This is a genomic window from Caballeronia sp. INML2 (assembly GCF_023631365.1).
GTDB lineage: Bacteria > Pseudomonadota > Gammaproteobacteria > Burkholderiales > Burkholderiaceae > Caballeronia > Caballeronia turbans.
On sequence record NZ_JALQDH010000002.1, the window covers coordinates 77,888 to 102,750 of the forward strand.

Here is a 24,863-nt window from a genome sequence, read left to right on the forward strand (position 1 = left end):
GCTTGCCACCCGAGAGCCCGCTCCGTACACTCGCGCCTGTTTTTCAAGACCAAGCGCGCCGCACGGACGGCGCCTCACCGCCGAGAAGGAGCCCCGCCGATGTCCGATTCCTATTTCCCGCGCTGGCCGCTCCAGCCGGATGCTCAGGAGGGGCGCATCGTCGCGCCCGACGAGCGCCTCGCCTGGCCGCAGATGATCGCGATGGGCATTCAGCACGTCGTCGCGATGTTCGGCTCGACCGTGCTCGCGCCGCTCCTGATGGGCTTCGATCCCAATCTGTGCATCTTCATGTCGGGCATCGGCACGCTGCTGTTCTTCGTGCTGGTCGGCGGTCGCGTGCCGAGTTATCTAGGTTCGAGCTTCGCGTTCATCGGGCTGGTGATCGCGGTGACGGGCTACGGCGGTCACGGCCCGAACATGAACATTCCGGTCGCGCTCGGCGGGATCATCGCGTGCGGCGTGGCTTACACGATCATCGGTCTGATTGTCGCGGCGATCGGCACGAAGTGGATCGAAACGCTGATGCCGCCGGTCGTCACGGGCGCGATCGTCTGCGTGATCGGGCTGAATCTCGCGCCGATCGCCGTGAAAGGCGTGATGGGCAGCAGCTTCGAATCGTGGATGGCGCTCGTCACCGTGCTGTGCGTGGGCGGCGTCGCGGTGTTCGCGCGCGGCATGGCGCAGCGCCTGCTGATCCTGATCGGCCTGGCGATCGCATACCTCATCTATGCCGTGCTGACCAACGGCATGAGCATGGGCAAGCCGATCGACTTTTCGATCGTCGCGAACGCCGCGTGGTTCGGCATGCCGCACTTCACGGCGCCCGTGTTCGAAGCCCCGGCGATGACGCTGATCGCGCCGGTTGCGATCATCCTCGTCGCGGAGAACCTCGGGCACATCAAGGCTGTCGGCGCGATGACGGGCAAGAGCCTCGACAAGTACATCGGTCGCGCGTTCATCGGCGACGGGCTGGCGACGATCGCCTCCGGTTTCGCCGGCGGCACCGGCGTGACGACTTACGCGGAGAATATCGGCGTGATGGCCGTCACGAAGATTTATTCGACGCTCGTGTTCGTGATTGCGGCGCTGTTCGCCATCGTGCTCGGGTTCTCGCCGAAGTTCGGCGCGCTGATTGCGACGATTCCGGGACCGGTTCTGGGCGGCGTGTCCATTGTCGTGTTCGGGTTGATCGCGGTGACCGGCGCGCGCATCTGGGTCGTCAACAAGGTCAATTTCTCGGATAACCGCAATCTGATCGTCGCGGCTGTCACGCTCGTGCTCGGCACGGGGGACTTCACGCTGAAGCTCGGCGGGTTCGCGCTTGGCGGCATCGGGACGGCGACCTTCGGTGCGATTATTTTCTATGCGCTGTTGCGGCGGCGCGGCTCGGGCGTGGTTTGATTTCTTTTTCCCTGGGTTAATCGGGTGGAGCTGCTCGCTTAAGGCTAAAGCACAAGCGAACCGCCCATCCACCTCACCCCGCAGTCCCCCGCTTGCGGTTGACGATCGCCGTCTCCGACAAATCGACCTCGCGCATCAGCTTGTTCAGCGTTTCATCGTTGATGTGCTGCAGCGACCGCAGCCGCAACAACTCCGCCCGCTCGGCCCTCAGCGCCGCCATCTTCAGCCGCGTCTCCACCTGCTCGCTCTTCCTCGCCGCCACGCGCGGCGCTTCTTCATCGCCGAGCGATTCCAGCCGCCTGCGATACATGCTCATGACGCGGGCGGTCGAATCGGCGCAGCGCGCGGACGCGGTTTCGTCCATCTGCTCGATGAGCTCGTCGTGCGTGTCGTCGATCGCGCGGATCGCCGCCTGCGCCGCGCGGCGGCGCGCCATGCGTTCCTCCACCGCGTGCGGATTCTTCTCGCGCTCGATGCCGCGCAGCATCAGCGGCAAGCCCACGACAGCGATGAGCAGCGACACCAGAATCACCGCCGATGCGATGAAGATCGCCAGATCGCGCCCCTCGAGCGTGACCGGCAGCGACAGCACGCCCGCGAGCGTCACGGCGCCGCGCACGCCGCCGATCGTCGTTAGCGCGAGCGTGCGAAAACCGGGCGCGGCGCTGTCGATGCCACGCTTCGCCGTCTTGCGCGCCGCGACCCAACGCAGCGAATACACCCAGACGAAGCGCAGCGAGTAAAGCGCGACCAGCGTCGCGAGCACATAGCCGATCAGCAGGCCCACTTGCGCGTCGCTATCGTGATGCGCCTCGATCAGCGCCTGCCCGAGAATGTGCGGAAACTGCAGCCCGAGCAGGATGAACACCATGCCGTTGAACACGAATTCGATCATCGTCCAGGTGCTCGTCATGCGCACGCGCACCGCGCTCGGAATGCCTTCGCGCAGGCTCTGGATGTTCATGACCATGCCGGCCGACACCGCCGCCAGAATGCCCGAGCAGCCCACATGCTCGGCCATGACGTACGACGCGAATGGAATCAGGATCGTAAGGATCACGCCCGCGGCCGGGTCGTCGTCCTCGGAGAATTTCAGCAGACGCGACGGAATCTCGGTGAGCGCCCAGCTGATCGCCGCGCCGATCGCGATCCCGCCCGCCGCGATGATGAAAAAGCTGATCGTCGCGTCACGCAGCGAAAACACGCCCGTCAGCGCGGCCGCGATCGCGAACTTCAGCGCGACGAGGCCCGACGCGTCGTTCATCAGCGCCTCGCCTTCGAGGATATGCATGAGGTTCGCCGGAATGCGGTTGCGTCCGGCGATGCCCGTCAGCGCGACGGCATCGGTCGGCGAGAGCACGGCGGCAAGCGCGAACGCGACGGGCAGCGGCATCGTCGGAATCATCGCGTGCAGGAAGTAGCCGAGCGCGCCCACGGTGATGAACACGAGTCCGAGCGCGAGCATCAGGATCGCGCGCCGCTGCATGTAGAGCTCGCGCTTCGGAATGCGCCAGCCGTCCGCGAACAGCAGCGGCGGAATGAAGAGCAGCATGAAGAGCTCGGGATCGAACGTGACGTGCAGCGCGAAGCCCGGCCACGCAAGGCACGCGCCGATCGCGATCTGGATGAGCGGCAACGGCAGCTTGACCGGAAGCAGGCTCAGGCCGAACCCCGATAGGGCCACGACCAGCAGAAGAATGAGGACGGTAAAAACGATTTCCATGTGTGCGCTACTGCACGACGCGTGCGAGCGGCCGGCGCACGCGGCGTCTAGCATTGACTTGATGAGCCGAAAGTTTAGCCCTTGCACGCGCTGCGGGCAGCGGCGGCGGCTTTTCGGTTTTCGCACCGTGAAGGTGCGCGTGCACGTCGAACCGCCTGCTGGCGGTGCACGAAGCTGGCAAACGATCGACGAATCGCGCCGCGCCGTGCGCATGGAGCTTGCTTTAACGAAAGCCACGGGACACACAGACTCCCGACGAGATCATCGAGGGCGGTTCTTATGAAAACGGTATGGGACGGATCCGGCGCGGGTCCGCTGGCACGGATGACGCAAGGCAGGCGCAGGTCGATCGCGCATCGCCGGAACATGGAGGCGAGGGTATCGGCATGGTGATCGCAAACCCCGAGAAAGCGACGGTTTCCGCACGCAGCTTCGAGCTCGGCGTGACTTCGGGCTTCGACCGCTATTCGGTCGAGCACGGCGAGTTGACGTTATCGAGCGTCTTTCAGCCGGTGTTCAGCCTGTCGCACATGCGCGCGGTCGGGTACGAGGGCTTGTTGCGCGCGCACGATGCGCTCGACCGGCCGGTGTCGCCGCTCGACGTGTTCGGGCAGGCATCGCGCGTCGGCGAAGCATTGCTCATCGACCGGCTCGCGCAGGCGCTGCATCTCGAGAACTTCAAAATGCTCGGCGCACAGACCGAATGGCTCTTTCTCAACGTGCATCCCGGCGCGCTGACCGAGCCGTATCACGCGGCGGCGCTGCTCGCGAATCTCAAGCGCCTCAATATCGAACCGCGCCGCGTCGTGCTCGAAGTGCTCGAGCACAGTGCGGAGGATATCGAGCGGCTCGCGCTCGCGGTGCAGCAGTTCCGCGATCACGGCTTTCTCATCGCGCTCGACGACTTCGGCGCGGGGCACACCAACATCGAGCGAATCTGGCAGCTCGATCCGGACATCGTCAAGCTCGATCGCGTGATGCTCTCGCACGCCGGCCACAACGTGCATGCGCCGCTATCGGCGCGCTCGCTCAAGCAGCGGCGGAACATGGAGGCGGTTTTGTCGGGCATCGTGTCGCTGCTGCATGAAGCCGGCAAGCTCGTGCTGATCGAAGGCGTCGAGACCGAGCACGAAGCGCAACTCGCGCTCGCGAGCGGCGCGGACTTCGTGCAGGGGTTCTTCTTCGCGCGGCCGCATCCCGGGCTCGCGGACAGCGCGCATGCGCAGACGGTCATCGGTGAGCTGACCGAGCGCTACCGCTTGCAGACCGAAGCGCGCGAGCGGCGCGTCGCGACGCGGCTTCAGCCGTATATCCGCGCGTTCGAGCGCGCCGCCGAGCGGCTCGCGGCGGGCGAGCCGCTCGAAGAAGTGTGCTGGAACTTCCTCGCGCTCGACAACGCCGCGCGCTGCTTCCTGCTCGACCAGAACGGCAGGCAGGCGGGCCGCAACGTCGTGCTGCGCGCGGACCGCGCCGCGCACGAGGCGCGCTTCCTGCCGCTCAGCGACGCGCAGGGCGCGAACTGGTTGCGCCGCCCGTACTTCCGGGCGGCGCTCGGCGATCCCGAGCGCGTGCATGTGACCAAGCCGTATCTGTCGATCAACGAGGCGATGCCGTGCGTCACGCTGTCGGTGGAGACGCGCTCGCAAGGCAAGCGCTGCGTGTTGTGCGGCGACATCGACTGGTTGCCCGACGACGACGTCGAATGATCCTTCGTCTTACTTTGCGACCACGACCGGAATGCCTTTGAGCGATGCCACGCCTTTCATCGTGTCGATGGCGGCGCGCACGGCATCGCCCGTCGCCGCTTCGATGCCGAGGCGCCCCGCGATGCCACGTTCGCCGCGCTTGACCGTCGCGACGTTCGCGAGCTTCACGTGACCGTAGCCGCGCACGCGCTCGAAAAGGGCGGCGAGCGCTTCGATGTCGCCCGCGCTGGCGGCGTCGAGTTTGTCAAGGGCGCGCGTCATCGTGATTTCGAAGTCGTCGGCGAGCTGGCGTTCCATGCGGCGTTCGAGCGTCCTGCCGAAGACATCGAATGCCGTGCCGCGCAGCGCGCGCATTTTCGCGAGTCCGCCGAACACGGGCCACATCCATTGGCCGAACACTTTCTTCTTCGGCGCACCATGCGTTAGCGCCGGCGGCGCGAGATTGAACTTCACGGTATAGCTCTCACCCGCCGTGCCTTCGAATTGCGCGCCGAGCGCGGCGCGGAACGCCGGGTCCGCATGCAGGCGCGCGACCTCGTATTCGTCCTTCACCGCGAGCAGCTTGTAGAACGAGATCGCGATGGCGCGCGCGATGGCTTCATTGCCCGCCGCCTTGTTCACCAGGTTGCGATAACGCTCGACATACTTCGAACCGCCGTAAGCCAGCAGACGTTCCTCGCGATCGCGGATCAGCTCGGGCAACGACATTTGATCCATCACGACGCGCCTGGCCAGCACTTGCGCGGTCAGCGCTTCGAGCGCGGCCATGTCCGCCGCCGCGAGACGGCCGATCGAGAACGCCAGCTTGTTCGCCGCGACCGCGACATTGTTCAGCTCGATCGCGCGCATCAGCGCCACGAGCGACAGCGGCACGAGCCCGAGCTGCCACGCGAAGCCGAGCATCAGAATGTTCGCGCCGATCGTATCGCCGAGAAAACGTTGCGCGAGCGCCTGCGCATCGCAGCTGCGCATCGCGTCGTGCGCGCCGGGACCCGCGGCGTGACGCATCTTGTCGAGCAGCGCATCCGCGTGAAGATTCGCTTCGGGGTTCTGCACGAAGGTCGCGTTCGGAATCGCGTGCGTGTTCACGACGATTTTCGTGCGATCGTGCCGCACCGTCTGCAATGCTTCCGGGCTCGCGCCGACGACCATGTCGCAGGCGAGCAGCAAGTCCGCCTGTTGCGTGTCGATGCGAACCTGGTTCAGCAGCGCGTCCGTCGCGGCGAAGCGCACGAACGAGAGCACCGAGCCGCCTTTTTGCGCGAAGCCCATGAAATCGAGCACCGACGCGCTCTTGCCTTCCAGATGCGCCGCCATGCTGATGAGCGCGCCGACCGTCACCACGCCCGTGCCGCCTACGCCCGTCACGAGAATGTCGTAGGGCGCGTGGTCGAGATGGGCGGGCGGTTGCGGCAGCGCATCGACGCGGCGCGCGAGTTCGGCCGGGTCGAACGCGTGGCCTTCGGCCTTCTTCAACTTCGCGCCCTCGACGGTGACGAAGCTCGGGCAGAAGCCGTTCACGCACGAATAGTCCTTGTTGCACGACGACTGATCGATGCGGCGCTTGCGTCCCAGTTCAGTTTCGACCGGCTCGACGGACAGGCAATTCGACTGCACGCCGCAATCGCCGCAGCCTTCGCACACGGCTTCGTTGATGAAGAGGCGCTTGTCCGGATCGGGAAACTCGCCCTTCTTGCGGCGGCGGCGCTTTTCGGCGGCGCAGGTTTGATCGTAGATGAGCACGGTGACGCCCGGCGTGTCGCGCAGGCGGCGCTGCACGTCGTCCAGTTCGCCACGGTGATGGAACGTCGTGCCGCGCGGAAACTGATCTTCGTGACCTTGGTATTTCTCCGGCTCGTCGCTCACGACGACCAGCAGCGCGATGCCTTCCGCTTCCACTTGCCGCGCGATCTGCGGCACCGAAATGCTGCCGTCGACCGGCTGGCCGCCCGTCATCGCGACGGCGTCGTTATAAAGAATCTTGTACGTGATGTTCGTCTTCGCGGCCACGGCCTGGCGAATCGCGAGGATGCCCGAATGGAAATAGGTGCCGTCGCCGAGGTTCTGGAAGACGTGCGGCGTTTTCGTGAACATCGAATGCGACGCCCAGTCGACGCCTTCGCCGCCCATCTGGATCAGACCGGTGGTGTCGCGCTCCATCCACGAGGCCATGAAGTGACAGCCGATGCCCGCCTGCGCGACCGATCCTTCCGGCACCTTCGTCGACGTGTTGTGCGGGCAGCCCGAGCAGAAGTACGGCGTGCGCTTGACGGAATCGGCGACGTTCGAAAGGATCTGCGGCGCGACGAGATCGACGACCTTGTCGCGGCGATCGAGCGCGGGCTTGTGACGCGCGAGCCATTCGGCAAACACCGGCAGGACGCGCGACGGGCGCAATTCGCCGAGCGCGGAAAGAAGCTGCGCGCCGTCGCGCGCGTTCTTGCCGATCACGATCGGCCGGGCGCCTTCGGCACGGTTGTACAGATGATCCTTGATCTGCTGCTCGATGACCGGCCCTTTCTCCTCGATCACGAGCACTTCGCTCAAACCTTCGACGAACGTCTCCAGCCGCGTCGTTTCGAGCGGGTACGACAGCCCGACCTTGTAGATGCGCACGCCGGCGGCGTCGAGATCGTCGATGGTCAGGTCGAGGCGGCGCAGCGCTTCCATCAGATCGAGATGCGCCTTGCCGCATGTCACGATGCCGACGTTTGCGCGCGGGCTCGGCGCGATCCACTTGTCGATGCTGTTCGCTCGCGCGAAGTGGCGCACGGCGTCGATTTTGGCGGACAAGCGCGCTTCGATCGTCAGGCTCGGCAGATCGGGCCAGCGGTTGTGCAGGCCGCCCGGCGGCGGCGTGAAATCGTCGGGCGTTTTCCAGTCGGTGCGGATCGCGTCGAGATCGACGGTCGAGCCGGATTCGACCGTCTCCGAAATTGCCTTGAAGCCGATCCACGCGCCCGAGAACCGCGACAACGCCCAGCCGTAGAGGCCGAATTCCAGCATGTCCGCGACGTTCGACGGATTCACCACCGGCATGTGCCACGAGATCATCGTCTGGTCGCTCTGATGCGGCATCGACGACGACACGCAGCCGTGGTCATCGCCCGCCACGACCAGCACGCCACCGTGCGGCGACGAGCCGTACGCGTTGCCGTGCTTGAGCGCGTCGCCCGCGCGATCGACGCCCGGGCCTTTGCCGTACCACATCGCGAACACGCCATCCACCGTGCGTTCCGCGTCCGATTCCACGCGCTGCGTGCCGAGCACGGCGGTGCCGCCGAGTTCCTCATTGATCGCGGGGAGAAAGCGCACGTCGTGCGACGCGAGCAGTTTCTTCGCCTTCCACAACTGCTGATCGACCATGCCGAGCGGCGAGCCGCGATAGCCGCTGACGAAACCGGCGGTGTTCAGATTCGCGGCGCGATCGAGTTCGCGCTGCATCAGGACGAGGCGCACGAGCGCCTGCGTGCCGGTGAGGAAAATTCGGCCCTTGGTGGCGCTCAGGTTGTCGCTGAGTTGATAGTCCGACAGTGCGGGAGGAACAAATGCATCGGCTGGGACACGCGCGTTCATGAAATCTCCGGAGGCTTTTTTTGAGATGCGGGGCAATGCGACATTCTTTGCCGACAAATGCGAAATGTTTTTGCGCACTCGCCCCGATTCCGCACGCATGGAGAGACATCGACCTTATTTTTGAGATGAGCGGGAGGAATTTTCCCGATCCGGCGCGCGTAGGCGTAAACCCGATGCCGTCGGGCGCGCGATTCGCGTGGATTTGGGACTACCCTGAACGCATCGACAGACGACGAAAAAGACGCCGATGAAGCTCTTCTACTGGCCGAAAACGCGCGCCTTCCGCGCGCTGTGGATGCTCGAAGAAATGCGCGTGCCGTATCAGCTCGAGTTCGTGAACATCCGCGCGGGTGCGCAGCACGACCCGAACTTCTGCCGCGTCAATCCGATGTCGAAGCTGCCCGCGCTGGAAGACGGCAGCGTGCGCGTGGCCGAATCGGGCGCGGTGCTGCTTTATCTTGCGGATCGGTATCCCGAAACCGCGCTCGGCGTGCCGTTGCACGATCCTTCGCGCGGCCGTTTTCTGCAATGGATGTTCTTCACCGGCTCGTGTCTCGAACCCGCGATGGCCGAGCGCGTAACCGGCGCGCAGAGCAACAGTGTGAGTTTCGGCTGGGGCGATCTTGGGCGCGTCGAGCACGCGATCGAGAACGCGCTGGAAGAAGGGCCGTGGCTCCTGGGCGACCAGTTCACCGCCGCCGATATCCTTGCGGCGAGCACGCTGCAGATCGGATTCATCGCGAAGCTGATCGAGCCGCAAGGTGTGCTTTTCGATTACGTCGAGCGTTCGCTCGCGCGCGAAGGCTACGAACGCGCATCAGCGATCGACCGGCGCGAGGCCGGGCGGCTCGCGCTGAATGCGCACGTGGGTCTCGCGCAGCCGCCGGACGAGAATTAGGGAAATGCGCGTGGCTTCGGAATGCCCGCGCCGGCTTCGATATCGGACACCGCGCGCTGATGCGCAAGTTCGACGGCTTCGGCCTTGTCGGCTAGACCGTCATCGCCGCCGACGGTCGTCCACGGCTGAACGGCCTTGTCGTGATGACGGATCTCGTATTCCGCGTCCCAGCGCGAGCCCTGCAGCTCGACCGCCCTGACGTGAATGGCGTAGACGCCGTATAGGAAGATCTGCTCCGGCATATGTCCTCCGATGCAGCCCGGGAGGCGCCGCGAAGCCGAGCGCCCCGCGCCGCCCTGGCCGCCTGGCTACAGCTCGATTTCCCCAAGGATGCGGTGCGCGAGCGCGCGCGCTTCGTCGAGCGCTTCTTCTTCGTTACCCGATACGGCTTCCACTTCGTAGAGCGTCGCATCGTTATCCTCGCCGTCGTCGCGGGCGAGCGAGACGAGGCCCTGGAACTTGCCGCCGTCGATGGCGCGCACGCCGATCGTCGCGGTATAGATGCCTTTCGTGTAGGTGGTGTCTTCCATGATGGATTCGCCTCCAGGCAAGGACGAACCCATGCTAGCACGCTGATATGTAACGCGTGCGACGCGCTTTCAGATCATTTCAACAGGTCTTCGACCTCTTCCAGCGAAGGCGAATGCGCGCCCGAATGACGGCACGCCGCCGCGCCCGCTGCGAGCGCGAACTTCAGATGATCGGGCCAGTCGCCGTGGCGCGCCATGAGGCTGTAGAGCAATCCGCCGATGGACGCATCGCCCGCGCCGACCGTGTCCGCCACTTCGACGCTCGGCGGACGCGCGCTGTATTGCTGATCGCCGGCATAGAGCGTCGCTTGGCCCGAGCCGCGCGTGACGAGCACGGTGGCTTGCGGATTCATCGAGCGGATTTTCGCGAGCGCGTCCGCTTCGGGCATGCCTTTGAAGAGCATGTGCAAATCCTCGTCCGACACCTTGATGAGATCGGCGAGGCTTGCCATGTTGCGCAGGATCGGCTCGTAGCCGTGCTCCATCAGATTGCGATAGTTCGGGTCGAAGCTGATCTTCACGCCGTGGTCGCGCAATTGCCGCGCGAGCGCGGCGAGCGTCGCGCCGAGCGGCTGGCGCACGAGGCTGATGCAGCCGAAATGCGCCCACTTCACGCGCTCCATCCATCCTTGCGGCAGCCGCGACGGGTCGAACGCCAGATCCGCGCCGTTCTCGCCCATGAAGTAGTAGGTCGGCGGCTGCGTCTTGTGGACGATCGCGAGCAGCGGCGGACGCTCGACGCGCTGCATGAAGCGCATGTCGAGCCCCGATGAGACGCTCGCTTCCCACAGGTCGTCGGAGAAATTGTCGGTGCCGAGCGAGCCCGCGCAGGCCGTCGGCAGCCCGAGCCGCGCAACCGCACGCGCGACGTTCCAGCCCGCGCCGCCGGGACGCGAAAGCCAGCTCGACACGTCGGTGCGGATCATGTCGGTGAGGATGTCGCCCGCCGAGACGAATTGGGGGAAGGTGGTTTGCTCGCTAGCCATGCTTGTCACCGTTGAGTCGAGGTCGGGCCGAGCGCGTTCAGCACTTCGTAACACGCGCCCATGGTGTGATAGTCGGTCTTGCCGGCGGGACTTTTCTCGTCGCCGTACTTGCGGTTGTCGCACGTGAGAATGCGATACCACGCGCCGTATTCGTGATCGACGAAATGCGTCCAGCTGTAGCGCCACAGTTCGTCGTAGCAGTCCCAGAAACGCTCGCGGCCCGTGCGCGCGCCGAGCAGCGCCGCCGCCGCGAAGCTTTCCGCCTGCACCCAGAAGTACTTGTCGTGGTCGCAGATGGTGTCGTCCGGGCCGAAGCCGTAGTAGAGGCCGCCGTGACGGCTGTCCCACGCGCGGTTGAATCCGCCATCGAACAGCTCGATGGCGCGCGGTGCGAGCCACGGCAGCGCGCGATGCCGCTCGAGAATCAGCAACAGCTTGGCCCACTCGGTCTGATGACCCGGCTGGAAGCCCCACGGACGGAAGATGTTCGAACTGTCCGATTCGTTGTAGTGCCAATCCACGGACCAGTCGCGGTGAAAGTGCTCCCACACGAGCCCATGCGACAGTCGCGCCTGCCGCAGCGTGATATTTCCCGCGATCTTTTCCGCGCGATCCAGATAGATGACGTGGCCCGTTGCCTCGTATGCCGCGAGCAGCGCCTCGGTTGCGTGCATGTTCGCGTTCTGCCCGCGATAGTCCGAAAGCTGCCAGTCAGGCGTGGCTTCGTCGGCGTAGAGGCCGGCGTCGGCGTCCCAGAAACGCTGCTCCATGAGCGCGAAGGTTTCGTCGATCATCGGCTTTGCTTCGTCGATGCCCGCCATCGCGGCGTGCGCGCAGGCGAGCAGCACGAACGCCATGCCGTAGCAATGACGCGTGCCGTCGAGCGTGCGTTTGTGCCCGTCGCGCCACTCGATTTCCCAGTCGTAGCCTTCGTTGACGGCGTCCCAGTGGGCGTCGCGCAGGAATGTGAAAGCGTGACGCGCGTCGTCTTGAAAACGCGCGTCGCCGAAATGGCGGTACGCCATCGCGTAGTTGAAGACGAAGCGCGTGCTGCTGACGAGATGGCGCGTCGTGCGATCGTAGACGCTGCCGTCGTCCTTGAAGAAATGAAAGAAGCCGCCGGACGGGTCGCGTGCGTTCGGCGCATAGAACGCGAGCGTGTCGCGCACGTGGGAGAGCAGGAAGTCGCGGCTGCGGAAGTCGATCGCGCGTTCGGCTGGCGCGCTTTCCGCGATGGCAGGTGAGGCGGTCATGTTCATGGCGTGCTGATGTCCTGTTTCATGCCCGAACTCGCGCGAGGAACGAAATTGACGGCGACGAGCGTGTCGGCCTGGCTCGGCGGGCTCGATTGATCTTCCAGCAGCAACTCGACGCCGCGGCGCCCGAGCGCTTCCTTGTCGACGGTCACGGTCGAGAGCGGCGGCGTGCTTTGCGCGGCGGCCGGAATGTCGTCGAAACCGACAAACGCGACGTCATCCGGCACGCGCAACCCGTGCGCGAGGCAGACGCGCATCGCGGCGAGGGCCGCTGCATCGTTATAGGCGAAAACCGCGTCGGGGAGGGGACTGGATTGCGCGCGGGCGTCGGCGATCAGGCGCTCCATCGCGTCGGCGGCGGCGAGGTCGGCGGGCAGGCCCGGCTGGGTCACGATTTCGAGCGTCGGATCGAAAAGCTGGCCGGCGTCGAAATATGCCTTGCGATAGCCGAGCGCGCGCTGCGCGATGCTGTAATGCGCAAGCGATCCGCCGATGAACACGATGCGCCGCCGACCTTGCGCGAACAGATGCTGCATCGCGAGCGATGCGCCTTTCACGTTGTCGATGTTGACGGAACGAAAGCCCGGCGCGCGCAGGTCGATGAGCACGGTAGGCCGCGCGAGCGAATGCAGATGCGCGAGCAGTTCCGGCTCGACGAAGCCCGCCACCGCGATGGCGTCGGGCGCATGCAGGCGCATCTGCTGCGCCAGGTCATGCGTCGGACCGGCGGTCAGCACGGACGGCACGAGCCGCCGCTCGCGACACGCTTCCTCGAAGCCGTTCAGGACGTGCGAGAAAAAAGGGCTGACGGCGAAATTGTTGTGCTGCCGATGCAGCAGGAACGTCACGCGACGAATGCGCGTGCGCAACTGTGCCGAGTCATAGCCGAGTTGCTGCGCTACTTCGACGACGCGCACGCGCGTCGCTTCGGATAAACCCGGTTGATTCTTGAGCGCGCGCGACACTGTCCCGATCGAGACGCTTGCCGCACGCGCGACATCGCGAATGGTGGTGGCCATCGTGGTGTTCTCTGTCTCCGCCTGTTTGCGGCTGGTGTTCGGTCGGCGCTATGTTTACCGCTTCTGGCCGATGCGCGTGTTTCACGGCGATTGTATAGTAAAAAAGCCGGGAAAATCGCGCAAACGAGATAGGAGAAAACCAGTAGACCCTTGTTGTATATGACTTTCCTCGCGGTTTTTTTTGTTTAGTAAAAACCAGAAAACACTACGCCGACGCTTCCCGGTCGTGAACTGAGCGCTTGTCAGGCGTCCAGACGTCGAGAACCAGATCGTCGTCCCAATAGTGGCTCAGCAGCGGAAGACTCATACGGCCGCGCAACTTCGCGTGCACTTCATCGCCGTTCTGCGCCCAGCCTTCGATCGGCCGGCGCCAGTGACATGCGACCACGGCGCCATCTCGCGACAGCGTCTGGTGTATGTGCTCGACGATATGCCATAGCTGCGGCTCGTCAAGGTAATAACCGATCTCGCTGATCACGACGAGATCGAGCGGGCCGCTCGGCCAGGCATCGGGCAAAAGCATCTGCTGGACTGTTACGTTGTGACACTGCGCGACGCGTTCCCGCGTGAGCGCGACGGCATCCTCGGCGATGTCCGTTGCGATCAGCTCGTCGCAGCGCGGCGCGAGCAGTGCGGTCAGCTCGCCGTTGCCGCAGCCGGGCTCGAATGCGCGGGCGTACCGCTCATGGGGAAGCGAGGCGAGCATGAGTGCCCGCTTACGCCGCTCATACCAGCGATGCCTGATCTACCAGGGATCGTCATTCTGTCGATACAGGTTATCGAAGTACTGCTTAGTATTGTCGTTGATGTTGTTCATATGAGTACGACTTCGAAAGGCCGGGTGAGCCGGGCCAGCACATGCTCGGGCAGCACTGGCGCCTGACCGGTTGTGGCATCGGGATCGAGCTGGCTCCGAAAAGCCTGCACGGCCCGAAGCTTCCGGGCATGCGTGGCGCCGTCCAGAACGATGCGGCGAGCACGGCTCCATGGCACGCGCGTATCGTCCGGCGACGCCCAGTGCCAGGTCCAGAGCGGCACTTCCACGCAGGGCAGGTCGAGCGCTTGTGCCGCGGAATGAACGGCGCGCCCGGCTGCCTCGTGGTCGGGGTGACCATCATAGCGCCAAGTGGTGAAAACGATATCGCCGGGTTGAAGAAGTTCGGATAGGGCTCCTGACAAACTGGCTTCTATGCGGGCAGGCGCGCCGTCCTGAAGCCCGAGCCTGACCACCTGAACCTGACGCAGATGCAGCCGCTGGAGCGCGGCTCTCGTTTCCTGCGGACGTACACGCGCAAGGCGTTCCGGCGGCCATTCGGTGGAATCCGGGTGACTTGCGGTGCCGTCCGTGACGGCGACGATGAGTATCTGCCGGCTTATTTCCGAGAGACGAGCGAGCAGTCCGCCGGTGCCGAGCACTTCGTCGTCGGGGTGTGGCGCAACTACGACAGCCCGGCCGCCGAACGGCACCAGTTCGGCGGGCTGGACTTCGGGCAGCGCATTCAGACGCGTCCATCCCTGCCATGTTGCCTCAGGCGTGCCTTCGCCGGATATCGCTCGGTCGGCGGGATTTTCGTCTGTCGGCGCTCGCGGGGTCACAGTTGCCATGAAGTCCGTTCCTCTTCTATGACACGCTCGGCGAGCGATGCTTCGTCGCGCTCGGCGTGGCTTTGTCGAATGAATACCGGTAGATCGGCCATGAGTTGCGCGAAGTGCGCGTCGCGGCACAGCGGGGCGGCGCCCAACGCACGGCCGGCGCGTGCCGCGACGCGCGCCGCCGCGGATTCAGCGGCGATGCGTGCCCGCATCGCAGGCGCCATCGCGTCGGCGTGCGGGGCGCGGTCGATGAGCGCGGCCGTCTCGCGCAGCAGCGCGGCGGTGGCGCACAGCGTCGTATCGATGACGCCGAGATGCGCGAGCTTGTGTGGCCCCGCGCGATGCTGCGCGTCGCGCGCCACGAATGAGGCGATGCCGGCCGCCGCGCCGAACCAGCACGCGGCGATTCCTGCGCCGCCGTGCCAGAAGCCGGGACGCTCGACATACGCACGCGGGGAGCCGACGCGAAGCGCGGGCACCCGCTCGAAGCACACGTCAACACTCGCGCTCGCCTGCATGCCTACCGCTTGCCAGCCGGCTCCGGTGATCCGCACGCCGTCGTGTCGCAGGTCGACCGTGGCGAGCACGGGTTCGTCTCTTTCATTCCAGGCCGTCACGAGCGCATGGGTGACCGCCGCCGCCCCGGAACACCAGGACTTCGTGCCCTGCAGGAGCACGGTCTGCGCATCCGGGTCGCCCAGCGCCGATAGCCGCGCGCTCGGCGGCTCGGCCGCCCATACCGCCCACGCGCTGGCCGCGTCCGGTTGCGCCGCCCCCAGTTCAGCGAGGATCGCGAGCGCGTCGGTATGGCCTTCGTACAGCTTGACCAGCGACAGGTCGAACGCGGCGACCGCGCCGAGCGCGCGCCAGCGTTCGAGCGTATTGCCGTGGCCCGGCAAAGGCAGGCGATCCAGACCGGCCCCGATCAACGCACGCAGTGCACGGCCTGCGTCTTCCGCGCTGCCGCGCTGAAATGGCATTTCGTCGAGAAAGGCGCGCAAGGCGGACGCCGTGTGATGTTCGACGTGGTTCATCGTTCCTTCCGCGGTGGATGCATGATGCGTGGTGTGCACATGCTTGTCTCGTATCCGTTTCTGCACGGTGTTAAGCAAGAGTGTGGCAAGGCACATGCCCGGGCGCCATTCAGCCGAAAGGCATAGGCCGAATCGTCGGACACCGGGCAACGCAGATTCGCAACTCGATGCGGAAGGTCAGTCTTTTCGGCCTATGCCATCCGGCCGAATCGACTTCGGCGCGCGGGCGGGCTCAAATGACGCAAAGGCCGCACGAGGCGGCCTATGTGAAAGAAGGAGGAACGATGGTGAGGGGAACGACGCCGCCTGTGGTCGGGCGTGAATCAGCGACGCGCTGGCGCGGCGACGGCCTTGTTCTCGCGCACCGGCTCGGGCGCCGTCTTGCGCGCTCCCCAGCGCTGCGCGAGCACCGCGCACACCATGAGCTGGATCTGATGGAAGAGCATGAGCGGCAGCACCACCGCGCCAACCGCGTGCGACGCGAAAATCACCTTCGCCATCGGAATGCCGGAGGCGAGGCTTTTCTTCGAGCCGCAGAAGATGATCGTGATCTGATCGGCGCGGGAAAAGCCGAGGCGCTTCGCCGTGAACGCCGTGAGGAGGAGCGCGGCCGCCAGCAGCAGGATGTTGACGGCGAGCAGGCCCGCGAGCGTCGACAGCGAGATCGAATGCCAGATGCCTTCGTTCACGGCCTCGCTGAACGCCACGTAGACGACGAGCAGGATCGAGCCTTGGTCCACGAACTTGAGCATCGCGCGGTGCCTGTCGATCCATTTGCCGATGGCCGGCCGCAGCAATTGCCCGGCGACGAACGGCACGAGCAGCTGCAGCGTGATGTTGCCGACGGTATGCCACGGCGACCCGGTCGTCGCGCCGTGATTGCTCACGACGAGTCCGACGAGCGCCGGCGTGATGAAAATGCCGAGCAGGCTCGACGCGGATGCACTGCACACAGCCGCCGGCACGTTGCCCTTCGCCATCGAAGTGAAGGCAATCGACGATTGCACCGTGGACGGCAGCGTACAAAGAAAGAGGATGCCCGTGTAGAGCGCGGGCGTGACGAGCGGTGTGAGCACCGGCTTGAGCACGAGGCCGAGCAGCGGAAAGAGCGCGAAGGTGCTGAGCAGCACGACGAGATGCAGCCGCCAGTGCGTCGCGCCCGCAATGATCGCCTCGCGAGAAAGTTTTGCACCGTGCAGGAAGAACAACAAGCCGATGGCGATATCGGTGATCCAGTTGAACGCGACCGCAGCGCTGCCCCGACAAGGCAGGAAGCTGGCGATGATGACAGTGCCGACGAGCGCCAGCGTGAAATTGTCCGGAAGAAGTTTGGGCCGTGCCATCAGAGATTCTCGTACCTGGGAACGCCGGGCGCGCTGCCGCGCGTAGCCATCGTCAAGTCAGGAAAAACCATGATTTTCGCTCGCGCGCGATTAAATTGGCAAATTCATTTACTGGATCGATTGATTACCGATGCGCATGAAAACGGTAAAAATTGTGCGCGGGCCGAAAGTGTTCTACAGCAACATTCGGGCCGCGCGTGCGTCAATTTCACGGCTTTTCAATCGTTTGGTCAGCATGATTTTCGTCACATCTTTGGGCATCCGAAACGGTCGGCCAACGCGAAAAAACTCTGACGTAACATGGTGTTACAACCATCGAGCAGGCCTAACACTTTTTGGCTCGACTGCCGCGACCGGTCCAAATAAATTGTTGGATACACCGGTTGGCGGGTTTTTGCATCGTCTCGATGCAGGCGCCTGAAACCTCCGACTACAGCCGGTTGTCCGCCTGATCGAAATCTCGTGTTTTCGACCCACGGACAGGAATATCGGTCGGACGCAAGGCAGTTTCGACATGACGCTCACTGGCTTTCGCAAGACTACCCGGCTTTTCGCATCCGCTGCGCTCGGCGCGCTGGCGGTGGCGGGTTCGCTCGCGCTCGCGGGGCCGCGCGTCGAGTGGCTGTCCTCGGCGGTGTTCAGCGATTCCGCCCCGAGCAGGCAATCGCTGCACTTCACGCCGGTCGCCGCCAAAGACGGTTTGACGCCCGTGAGCGCCGAAGTGCGCCCCGGTCCGCGCGCCGATCAGGCGGTGCCCATCCGCGGCGCGGGTTCCATTCGCGCCGACATCACGCGCTACAACGAAGAGCGCAGCCTGCCGCGCCCGCCCGGGCGTCCGGCGGACGATGGCCGCGCGCCGGCCAACGCGAATTACCGCAACTGATTCTCCCTTCCCGTCGGCAATAGCTGTCGTTCCGTGCGTTTACCGTGCAGAACGAAAAACTATTGGCACGTCTAGTTCCGCTGCCGCGATGACGTAATCTCGCCACAGTTACGCAGCGATTTTCTTTAAGACGTTCCGCTCTTTTTTCCGCGCACGGACAATGCGCCCTGCGCGGAGAAATGTCGTATTTCCAATATTTCGAATGGCTTTCGGCGCTTCGACAGGCGCGCCGCTGCTCGCTTCGCAAAGCATTGAGCCACATGGAATCCTGCGCGCGCGTTCGACTCGATTCGCTTCGCGGGATGCGCAGTCGATCGGCATTATCCGAACCGCTATACCCGCAATAACCAAAAACATTTTTGACCGGAAAAATGGTCCGTAAAGATGGTGCCGCTCCACACGCGATGCCACTCTCGCCCACATGAACCGTCAACCGGTCAAACGAGGCGAGGCAACGCTCCTCGCCCGCCAAGCTTTTAATTTTCGACAAAAGACAGGAGAGTTCATGAAGTCAACCGTCAACCGTGCGCCGAAGACTACGGTGAAAGCAACGGTCAAGGCCACCGCGGTCGCCGCAGCGATGCTCGGCCTCTTTGCCGCGGGCGCGGCACACGCGCAATCGAGCGTTTCGCTGTACGGGCAGGTCGACGAATGGGTCGGCGCTACAAAATTCCCGGGCGGCGATCGCGCGTGGAACGTCAGCGGCGGCGGCATGTCGACGTCGTACTGGGGCTTGAAGGGCGCCGAGGATCTGGGCGGCGGCTACAAGGCCATCTTCACGTTGGAAAGCTTCTTCCGCGCACAGAATGGCCAGTACGGGCGCTTCCAGGGCGACACCTTCTTCGCGCGCAACTCGTACGTCGGCATACAAGGTCCGATCGGCACGTTCACCGCAGGCCGCCTGACGACGCAACTCTTCGTCTCGACGATTCTCTTCAACCCGTTCGTCGATTCGTACGTCTTCTCGCCGATGGTCTATCACGTGTTCCTCGGCGCAGGCACGTTCCCGACGTATCGGACGGATCAGGGCGTGGTCGGCGATTCGGGCTGGAACAACTCGGTGCAGTACACGTCGCCTGACTTCAACGGTCTGTCCGGCAGCGTGATGTACAGCTTCGGCAACACCGCCGGCGACGGCCGCTCGAAGAAGTACAGCGCGCAGTTCCTGTACTTCCACGGCCCGTTCGCGGCCACGGGCGTCTATCAGTACGTGAACTTCAACAACGTACCCGGCGACCTGACGACGATCGACGGCTTCGCGACGCCCGGCTACAAGAGCCAGAGCGTCGGGCAACTGGGTGCGTCGTTCGACATGAAGTACGTGAAATTCTTCGCGCAGTACATGTACACGAAGAACGACTTCGACGGCCCCGGCACGTTCCACGTCAACACCGGACAGGGCGGCGTGACCGTGCCGGTCGGCCCGGGCACGGTGATGGCGTCGTACGCGTACTCGCGCAGCAACGGCGGCCTCGACCAGACGCACAAGAGCTGGGCGGTCGGCTACGACTACCCGCTGTCGAAGCGCACCGACGTCTACGCGGCGTACCTGAACGACAAGTACACGAGCATGTCGTCGGGCGATACGTTCGGCGTCGGCATCCGCGCGAAGTTCTAAACAGCGCACACGCCCAAACGAAAACACCGCGCTTCATGCGCGGTGTTTTTTTTTGCGGCTATCGGAAAAGGATCAGCCGATCGCGAGGCGCGTCTTCGCGTCGTCGTACTCGCGCTTCAGGCGCTGGACCAACTCGGCCACGCTCGGCACGTCCTCCATCAGCCCGACGCCTTGCCCCGCGCCCCAGATCTCCTTCCATGCCTTCGCCTTGCTCGTGCCTTCGGCGAAGTTCATCGCTTCCTTGTTGGACTCCGGCAAAGCGTCTGGGTCGAGCCCCGCTTTGACGATGCTCTCGCGGATGTAGTTGCCGTGCACGCCGGTGAAGAGGTTCGTGTAGATGATGTCGGCGGCTTTCGCATCGACGATTGCGCGCTTGTAGGCCTCCAGCGCGTGCGCTTCTTTCGTCGCGATGAAGCGCGTGCCCATGTAGGCGAGGTCCGCGCCCATCGCCTGCGCGGCGAGAATCGAGCCGCCGTTGGCGATTGCGCCCGACAGCACGATCGGACCGTCGAAGATGCGCCGCACTTCGCCGACGAGCGCGAACGGTGACGTCGTGCCCGCATGGCCGCCCGCGCCCGCCGCGACGAGAATGAGGCCATCGACGCCCGCTTCGAGCGCTTTCTGCGCGTGTCTCAGATTGATGACATCGTGCAGCACGATGCCGCCATACGAGTGAACGGCGTCGATCATTTCCCTGACCGGCGCACGCAGGCTCGTGATGAAGATCGGCACCTTGTGCTCGACGCACACGCGCACATCCTGCTCGAGCCGCGCATTCGACTGATGAACGATCTGGTTCACCGCGATCGGTCCGATGACCGCTTCCGGATTCGCCGCCCTGTGCTCCGCGAGCGCGGCCTGAATCTGGGTGAGCCATTCGTCGAGCAATTCGGCGGGGCGAGCGTTCAGCGCCGGAAACGAGCCGACGATCCCCGCCTTGCATTGCGCAAGCACGAGTTCCGGATAACTGACGATGAACATCGGCGAGCCGACGACGGGCAATGTGAGGTGCTGCAAGATGGCGGGCAGGGCCATGGCACGAATCTCCTGAATGTGTCCGGGCAGCATTGAAGCCATTCTACGAACTGGCGCTCGTTTTCGGGAAAGCGCGCGCGCCCGGATAGCGAACGATCGTTCGATTATAAGCACGGCATCGTCGGCGAAACATCCGCCATTTCCCGAAGAAGTCTTCGGTTTCCGCGTTCGCACGCCCTCCGGCGCGTGAGCAATGGCGCCCCCGCGCCTACAATGACCCGCAATGCCACGAACAAGAAAACACCATGTCTTTCGGAGACTACGAGCCGTTTCGCGTCGATGCGGGGGACGTCGAAATCGTCGGGATGAAAGGCGGTGACGGACCGCCGCTGCTCCTCATGCACGGTCATCCGCAAACGCACGAAATCTGGCACAAGTGCGCCGGCGAGCTTGCCAAACACTTCAGCGTGATCGCCACGGATCTGCGCGGCTACGGCGCGTCGGGGAAGCCGAAAAGCGACGCGCGTCACACGCCGTATTCGAAGCGCGCGATGGCCGCCGATCAGGTCGCGGTGATGCGTCACTTCGGCTTCGAACGCTTTCTCGTCTGCGCGCATGATCGCGGCGCGCGTGTCGCGCATCGCATGGCGATGGACTTTCCGGATGCCGTCGATCGTCTGATGCTGCTCGATATCGCGCCGACGCTCGCGATGTACGAGGCGACCGACCGCGCCTTCGCGACCGCATACTTCCACTGGTTCCTGCTGATTCAACCGTCGCCGTTGCCCGAGTTGCTGATCGGCGGCAATCCGAACGCCTATATCGATCGCGTGATGGGCAATCGGCACGCGGGACTCGCGCCGTTCGCGCCGCACGCGTTGCAGGCGTATCGCGACGCGCTCGCATCGCCCGGCGCGATCTTCGCGATGTGCGAGGACTACCGCGCATCGGCGAGCATCGATCTGGACCACGATCGCGCCGATCTCGAACGCGGCCTGAAGGTCGCGTGTCCGCTGCGCGTGCTGTGGGGAGAAGAAGGCGTGATCGAGCGATGCTTCGATGCGCTCGATGAATGGCGGCGCGTCGCACGCGACGTGAGCGGCCGCGCGCTGCCGTGCGGGCACTACATTCCCGAGGAACAGCCCGACATGCTGCTCGCGGAAATGCTCGCCTTCTTCGAGGCCGATGCCCCCTGAAACCCGCGCCGGCATTGGGTCTTACGCCGATTCAGGTGATCGTTAAAGTTTTGTAGGGAAAGCACCGATGCACGTGAAACAGCGTCGCGCTACGATACGCTGGACGTTGATCACGTCCCTATGATTCTGCCGCTTGCCGTAGCTGACAAGCGGCTTTCTTTTGGGCGTCCGGTTTGATCAGGCCGCCGACAGCATCGCGCCGCTCACGTTCACCGAGCCGCCGCGCGCCAATTCCCCGACAATCGTCTCGATGAGCCTCCGACGCTCGCCCGGCCGCGCGAGCGCATCGGCGGCGGCGCGCATCGCGCGGGCTTGCCCGGTCATTGCGAGCAAGGCGTCGAAGGACATCGCGCGCACTTCCATCAGCTTGAACACGATCAGCACCTTGAGCGCGTTCTTCGCGTTGCGTGTGGGATCGGCTTGCAGATAGTCGAGCCGCGATGCAGCCACATCGAGCGCGCGCGCGACATCGGTGAATGGCGCGCCGTGCCCGGGAATCACGAGATCGACGTCGAGCGTCGAGATCAGTTCGAGCACCGCGCGCTCTTCCGCGAAACCGCTGTCGCCTTCCAACTCGGGAAAGATCACGCCGAAGCCGTTTTCCCATAACGCGTCGGCGCTGATCAGTACGCGCATCTGCGGACAATGCAGCATCAAGGAATGCGGATCGTGGCCCGGCGCGCCGAGCACGTTCCATTCGAAGCCGCCGAGCGCGAGCGTCGTGCCGTGTTCGATCGTTCCCGTGAAGTCGAAGCGTTCGCAGCGCTGGCCGGTTGCGCGAAACGTGAGCGCTTCTTCATCCCACGTGCGCACGGCGTGCGCCTCGCTCGCGGGAATCAGCGTGCGGCACGCATGGTTTTTCTGAAGCAGCGCGTTGCCGCCGCAATGATCCGAATGCAGATGCGTGTTGACGATCAGATCGAGCGTGCGCGCGCCGAGCTTCTGCTTGACGAGCGCGAGCGTCTGCGGCGCGTGCGACGCATAGCCGGTATCGACGATCGCGGTGCCTTCATCGCTCGCGAACAGCACATTGTTCGAGGACAGCCAGCCGCGCTCGAACACCGTCATGGATTCCGGAAGCGCCTTCACGCGCGCGGCTCCTTCGGCATCACGAGGATGGTGGCCGTCCCCTTCATCACCGTCTCGCCGTGCTGATTGCGCGCGCCGCCTTCGAGCTTCACGAGGTCGCCGCCGAGGCTCGCTTTCCACTTCGCTTCGGTGACGCGCCAGAACATCGTGAGCACGTCGTTCGCCTTCGCGGCGCGCGTCAGCTTGATCCCGAACTCGAGGCCGAGCGGCTGCGCGTCGCGCGAGAAATGCGCGGCGAGCATCGCCATCAGATGCGCGGTCGGCTGCGTGCCGGAGGCGATCAGCGAACCGAAGCGGCTCGCGCGCGCGTAGGCGTCGTCGTGATGCAGCGGGTTGAGATCGTTGACGAGCGTCGCGAAATGTTTGATCGAATCGGGCGGCAGCGCGAGCGTCGCTTCGAACGATTCGCCGATCGTCACGACGCGCGCGCCATGGCGGCGGCTCTCGACGCGCGCGAGCACCGCGCGCTTTTCATGATCGTCGCTGGAGGCCCACGCCGCGATTTCGCCGATGGTGCGAAGGCAGCCGTCGCAGAAGCCGGTCTCCGGGTTCATGCGGCAGACGTCGACGCACGGCGACGCCAGGCCGGTCATGACTCGGCCGTCTCGCGCAAGGCGACATCGACGACCGGCGCGCCCGTCAACTCGATCAACTCTTGCGGCGACAGATTGAACACCGCATGCGGATGCCCCGCCGCGGCCCAGAGACTGTCGAGCGCGAGCAGGTCTTCGTCGATCAGCGTGACCGGCTCGACCGCGTGGCCGATGGGGCACACACCGCCGATCGCATAGCCGGTCTTCTCGCGCACGAACTTCGCATCCGCGCGCGCCAGTGCGCCGACGCGCGCCGCGACCTTCGCCTCGTCCACGCGATTCGCGCCGCTCGCGATCACGAGCACGGGCGCATCGTCCTCGCGGCGCCGAAAGAGAATCGACTTGGCGATCTGCGCGACCGCGCAGCCCAGGCCGGCGGCGGCCTCGGCGGAAGTCTTTCCGGTTTCCGGCAGCATCACGACGTCGTGCGGATGGCCGCGTTCCTTCAGCAAGAGCGCGACGCGCCGCGCGGAATCGGGTAATTGATCGATCATCGTGGTCCTTTGTCGTTCAGGCGCAGGCGGCGACGCCATCGCGCTTTTTCGTGAAGAGCGCACGGCCGGCGCGCGACGAACTGGGCTTGGCGATAGCGCGCGAAATGAAATCGCCGATATCGACGAGCTGATCCAGATCGACGCCCGTCTCGATGCCGAGCCCGTTCATCAGATAGACGACGTCTTCCGTCGCGACATTCCCGGTCGCGCCCTTGGCATACGGACAGCCGCCGAGCCCCGCGACCGATGCGTGGAAAATCTCGATGCCTTCGAGCAGCGCCGCATAGATGTTGCCAATGGCCTGTCCGTACGTGTCGTGAAAGTGCCCGGAGAGCCGCTCGCGCGGAAACACCTTCTGCGCCGCCGCGAGCACTTCGCGGGTGCGCTTGGGCGTGCCGACGCCGATCGTATCGGCGATGTCGATTTCATCGCAGCCGAGCGCCTTCATGCGCTCGACGACATCCACGACCGACTCGATGCTCACTTCGCCCTGATACGGGCAGCCGAGCGCGCACGAGATGCTGCCGCGCAGGCGCATGCCCGCGTCCTTCGCGGCTTTCGCGACCGGCTCGAAACGCGCGATGCTCTCCGCGATGCTGCAGTTGATGTTCTTCTGCGAGAACGCCTCGCTCGCCGCGCCGAAGATCACGATCTCATCGGCCTTCGATTCGAGCGCGCCTTCGAAGCCGCGCATGTTCGGCGTCAGCACGGAGTAGATCGTGCCCGGACGGCGCTCGATGCCAGCCATCAGGGCGGCGGCGTCGGCCATCTGCGGCACCCATTTGGGCGACACGAACGACGTCGATTCCACATTGACGATGCCCGCGCGCGCGAGCCGGTTCACGAGCTCCATCTTGGTTTGCGTGGGCACGAACTCCTTTTCGTTCTGCAGGCCGTCGCGCGGCCCGACTTCGACGATTTTCACCTTGGCCGGAATCATGGCTGTCTCC

Annotated in this window: 23 protein-coding genes; 7 read left to right on the forward strand and 16 right to left on the reverse strand. The window is 64.7% G+C overall.

Annotated features, from left to right (window positions below; genetic code table 11):
- Nucleotides 1-99 precede the first annotated feature (99 nt).
- Nucleotides 100-1,401 carry a solute carrier family 23 protein gene (locus tag NCT32_RS00400; RefSeq protein WP_250476150.1) on the forward strand — a complete coding sequence of 434 codons (1,302 nt, stop codon included), beginning with the start codon at nucleotides 100-102 and terminating at the stop codon, nucleotides 1,399-1,401.
- Between the two features lie 73 nt (nucleotides 1,402-1,474).
- On the opposite strand, the gene NCT32_RS00405 is transcribed toward NCT32_RS00400, so the two are convergent.
- The gene (locus tag NCT32_RS00405; RefSeq protein ID WP_250489834.1) at nucleotides 1,475-3,124 is read right to left on the reverse strand and encodes a Na+/H+ antiporter; all 1,650 of its coding nucleotides are present in this window, start codon (nucleotides 3,122-3,124) and stop codon (nucleotides 1,475-1,477) included.
- A gap of 386 nt (nucleotides 3,125-3,510) precedes the next feature.
- Here NCT32_RS00405 and NCT32_RS00410 point away from each other — a divergent pair, with 386 nt between their 5' ends.
- The gene (locus NCT32_RS00410; RefSeq protein WP_061116932.1) at nucleotides 3,511-4,830 is read left to right on the forward strand and encodes an EAL domain-containing protein; all 1,320 of its coding nucleotides are present in this window, start codon (nucleotides 3,511-3,513) and stop codon (nucleotides 4,828-4,830) included.
- Between the two features lie 9 nt (nucleotides 4,831-4,839).
- Here the strand turns inward: NCT32_RS00410 and NCT32_RS00415 are convergent, their stop codons facing one another.
- Nucleotides 4,840-8,406, reverse strand: a complete 3,567-nt coding sequence (locus tag NCT32_RS00415) for an indolepyruvate ferredoxin oxidoreductase family protein (RefSeq protein WP_250489835.1) — start codon at nucleotides 8,404-8,406, stop codon at nucleotides 4,840-4,842.
- Between the two features lie 247 nt (nucleotides 8,407-8,653).
- Between NCT32_RS00415 and NCT32_RS00420 the strand changes: the two genes are divergently transcribed.
- Complete coding sequence (locus NCT32_RS00420) at nucleotides 8,654-9,304, forward strand: glutathione S-transferase family protein (RefSeq protein ID WP_061116752.1); 651 nt, start codon at nucleotides 8,654-8,656, stop codon at nucleotides 9,302-9,304.
- Here the strand turns inward: NCT32_RS00420 and NCT32_RS00425 are convergent.
- The 9 genes from NCT32_RS00425 to NCT32_RS00465 all read right to left on the reverse strand — a co-directional run bounded on the left by NCT32_RS00425 (nucleotide 9,301) and on the right by NCT32_RS00465 (nucleotide 17,065).
- Nucleotides 9,301-9,546 (reverse strand): hypothetical protein, encoded by a 246-nt coding sequence (locus NCT32_RS00425; protein ID WP_035497396.1) that lies wholly within the window; start codon nucleotides 9,544-9,546, stop codon nucleotides 9,301-9,303. The genes NCT32_RS00420 and NCT32_RS00425 overlap by 4 nt on opposite strands.
- A gap of 66 nt (nucleotides 9,547-9,612) precedes the next feature.
- Nucleotides 9,613-9,834 carry a hypothetical protein gene (locus NCT32_RS00430; RefSeq protein ID WP_061116753.1) on the reverse strand — a complete coding sequence of 74 codons (222 nt, stop codon included), beginning with the start codon at nucleotides 9,832-9,834 and terminating at the stop codon, nucleotides 9,613-9,615.
- Nucleotides 9,835-9,908: 74 nt separating this feature from the next.
- Nucleotides 9,909-10,820, reverse strand: coding sequence for a carbohydrate kinase (locus tag NCT32_RS00435; RefSeq protein WP_061116754.1), 912 nt, complete (start codon nucleotides 10,818-10,820; stop codon nucleotides 9,909-9,911).
- A 5-nt stretch (nucleotides 10,821-10,825) separates the two neighbouring features.
- A complete protein-coding gene (locus NCT32_RS00440) occupies nucleotides 10,826-12,079 on the reverse strand; it encodes an AGE family epimerase/isomerase (protein WP_061116755.1) in 1,254 nt (417 codons plus the stop codon).
- The gene (locus tag NCT32_RS00445; protein WP_061116756.1) at nucleotides 12,076-13,095 is read right to left on the reverse strand and encodes a LacI family DNA-binding transcriptional regulator; all 1,020 of its coding nucleotides are present in this window, start codon (nucleotides 13,093-13,095) and stop codon (nucleotides 12,076-12,078) included. Before NCT32_RS00445 ends, NCT32_RS00440 begins: the two co-directional genes overlap by 4 nt.
- Nucleotides 13,096-13,300: 205 nt before the next feature.
- A complete protein-coding gene (locus NCT32_RS00450) occupies nucleotides 13,301-13,840 on the reverse strand; it encodes a class I SAM-dependent methyltransferase (protein ID WP_311768190.1) in 540 nt (179 codons plus the stop codon).
- A 68-nt stretch (nucleotides 13,841-13,908) separates the two neighbouring features.
- Nucleotides 13,909-14,700: a PIG-L deacetylase family protein gene (locus NCT32_RS00455; RefSeq protein ID WP_061116758.1), complete on the reverse strand. Its 792-nt coding sequence runs from the start codon at nucleotides 14,698-14,700 to the stop codon at nucleotides 13,909-13,911.
- Nucleotides 14,688-15,722, reverse strand: a complete 1,035-nt coding sequence (locus NCT32_RS00460; RefSeq protein WP_250476154.1) for an acyl-CoA dehydrogenase — start codon at nucleotides 15,720-15,722, stop codon at nucleotides 14,688-14,690. The genes NCT32_RS00455 and NCT32_RS00460 overlap by 13 nt, the downstream gene beginning before the upstream one ends.
- Nucleotides 15,723-16,045: 323 nt before the next feature.
- The gene (locus NCT32_RS00465; RefSeq protein WP_250476155.1) at nucleotides 16,046-17,065 is read right to left on the reverse strand and encodes a bile acid:sodium symporter family protein; all 1,020 of its coding nucleotides are present in this window, start codon (nucleotides 17,063-17,065) and stop codon (nucleotides 16,046-16,048) included.
- A 69-nt stretch (nucleotides 17,066-17,134) separates the two neighbouring features.
- Between NCT32_RS00465 and NCT32_RS00470 the strand changes: the two genes are divergently transcribed.
- From NCT32_RS00470 to NCT32_RS00480, 3 genes are all read left to right on the forward strand, one after another.
- Nucleotides 17,135-17,359: a hypothetical protein gene (locus tag NCT32_RS00470; protein ID WP_250476156.1), complete on the forward strand. Its 225-nt coding sequence runs from the start codon at nucleotides 17,135-17,137 to the stop codon at nucleotides 17,357-17,359.
- Between the two features lie 220 nt (nucleotides 17,360-17,579).
- Nucleotides 17,580-17,948, forward strand: a complete 369-nt coding sequence (locus tag NCT32_RS00475; protein ID WP_061116761.1) for a hypothetical protein — start codon at nucleotides 17,580-17,582, stop codon at nucleotides 17,946-17,948.
- A gap of 505 nt (nucleotides 17,949-18,453) precedes the next feature.
- Nucleotides 18,454-19,566, forward strand: coding sequence for a porin (locus NCT32_RS00480; protein WP_061116762.1), 1,113 nt, complete (start codon nucleotides 18,454-18,456; stop codon nucleotides 19,564-19,566).
- A 72-nt stretch (nucleotides 19,567-19,638) separates the two neighbouring features.
- Here NCT32_RS00480 and NCT32_RS00485 read toward each other — a convergent pair whose 3' ends face one another.
- Nucleotides 19,639-20,601: a nitronate monooxygenase family protein gene (locus NCT32_RS00485; protein WP_061116763.1), complete on the reverse strand. Its 963-nt coding sequence runs from the start codon at nucleotides 20,599-20,601 to the stop codon at nucleotides 19,639-19,641.
- A 245-nt stretch (nucleotides 20,602-20,846) separates the two neighbouring features.
- Here NCT32_RS00485 and NCT32_RS00490 point away from each other — a divergent pair, with 245 nt between their 5' ends.
- A complete protein-coding gene (locus NCT32_RS00490; protein WP_250476157.1) occupies nucleotides 20,847-21,737 on the forward strand; it encodes an alpha/beta fold hydrolase in 891 nt (296 codons plus the stop codon).
- Between the two features lie 177 nt (nucleotides 21,738-21,914).
- Here NCT32_RS00490 and NCT32_RS00495 read toward each other — a convergent pair whose 3' ends face one another.
- The 4 genes from NCT32_RS00495 to NCT32_RS00510 are packed head-to-tail and all read right to left on the reverse strand — an operon-like array spanning nucleotide 21,915 to nucleotide 24,853.
- Nucleotides 21,915-22,826, reverse strand: a complete 912-nt coding sequence (locus NCT32_RS00495; RefSeq protein WP_250476158.1) for an MBL fold metallo-hydrolase — start codon at nucleotides 22,824-22,826, stop codon at nucleotides 21,915-21,917.
- Entirely contained in the window at nucleotides 22,823-23,380 is a 558-nt protein-coding gene (locus NCT32_RS00500; protein ID WP_250476186.1) for a DUF1289 domain-containing protein, read from the reverse strand. The genes NCT32_RS00495 and NCT32_RS00500 overlap by 4 nt, the downstream gene beginning before the upstream one ends.
- A 35-nt stretch (nucleotides 23,381-23,415) precedes the next feature.
- Nucleotides 23,416-23,913: a YbaK/EbsC family protein gene (locus NCT32_RS00505; RefSeq protein ID WP_086960813.1), complete on the reverse strand. Its 498-nt coding sequence runs from the start codon at nucleotides 23,911-23,913 to the stop codon at nucleotides 23,416-23,418.
- A gap of 16 nt (nucleotides 23,914-23,929) precedes the next feature.
- Nucleotides 23,930-24,853 carry a hydroxymethylglutaryl-CoA lyase gene (locus tag NCT32_RS00510; protein WP_250489837.1) on the reverse strand — a complete coding sequence of 308 codons (924 nt, stop codon included), beginning with the start codon at nucleotides 24,851-24,853 and terminating at the stop codon, nucleotides 23,930-23,932.
- Nucleotides 24,854-24,863: the final 10 nt, after the last annotated feature.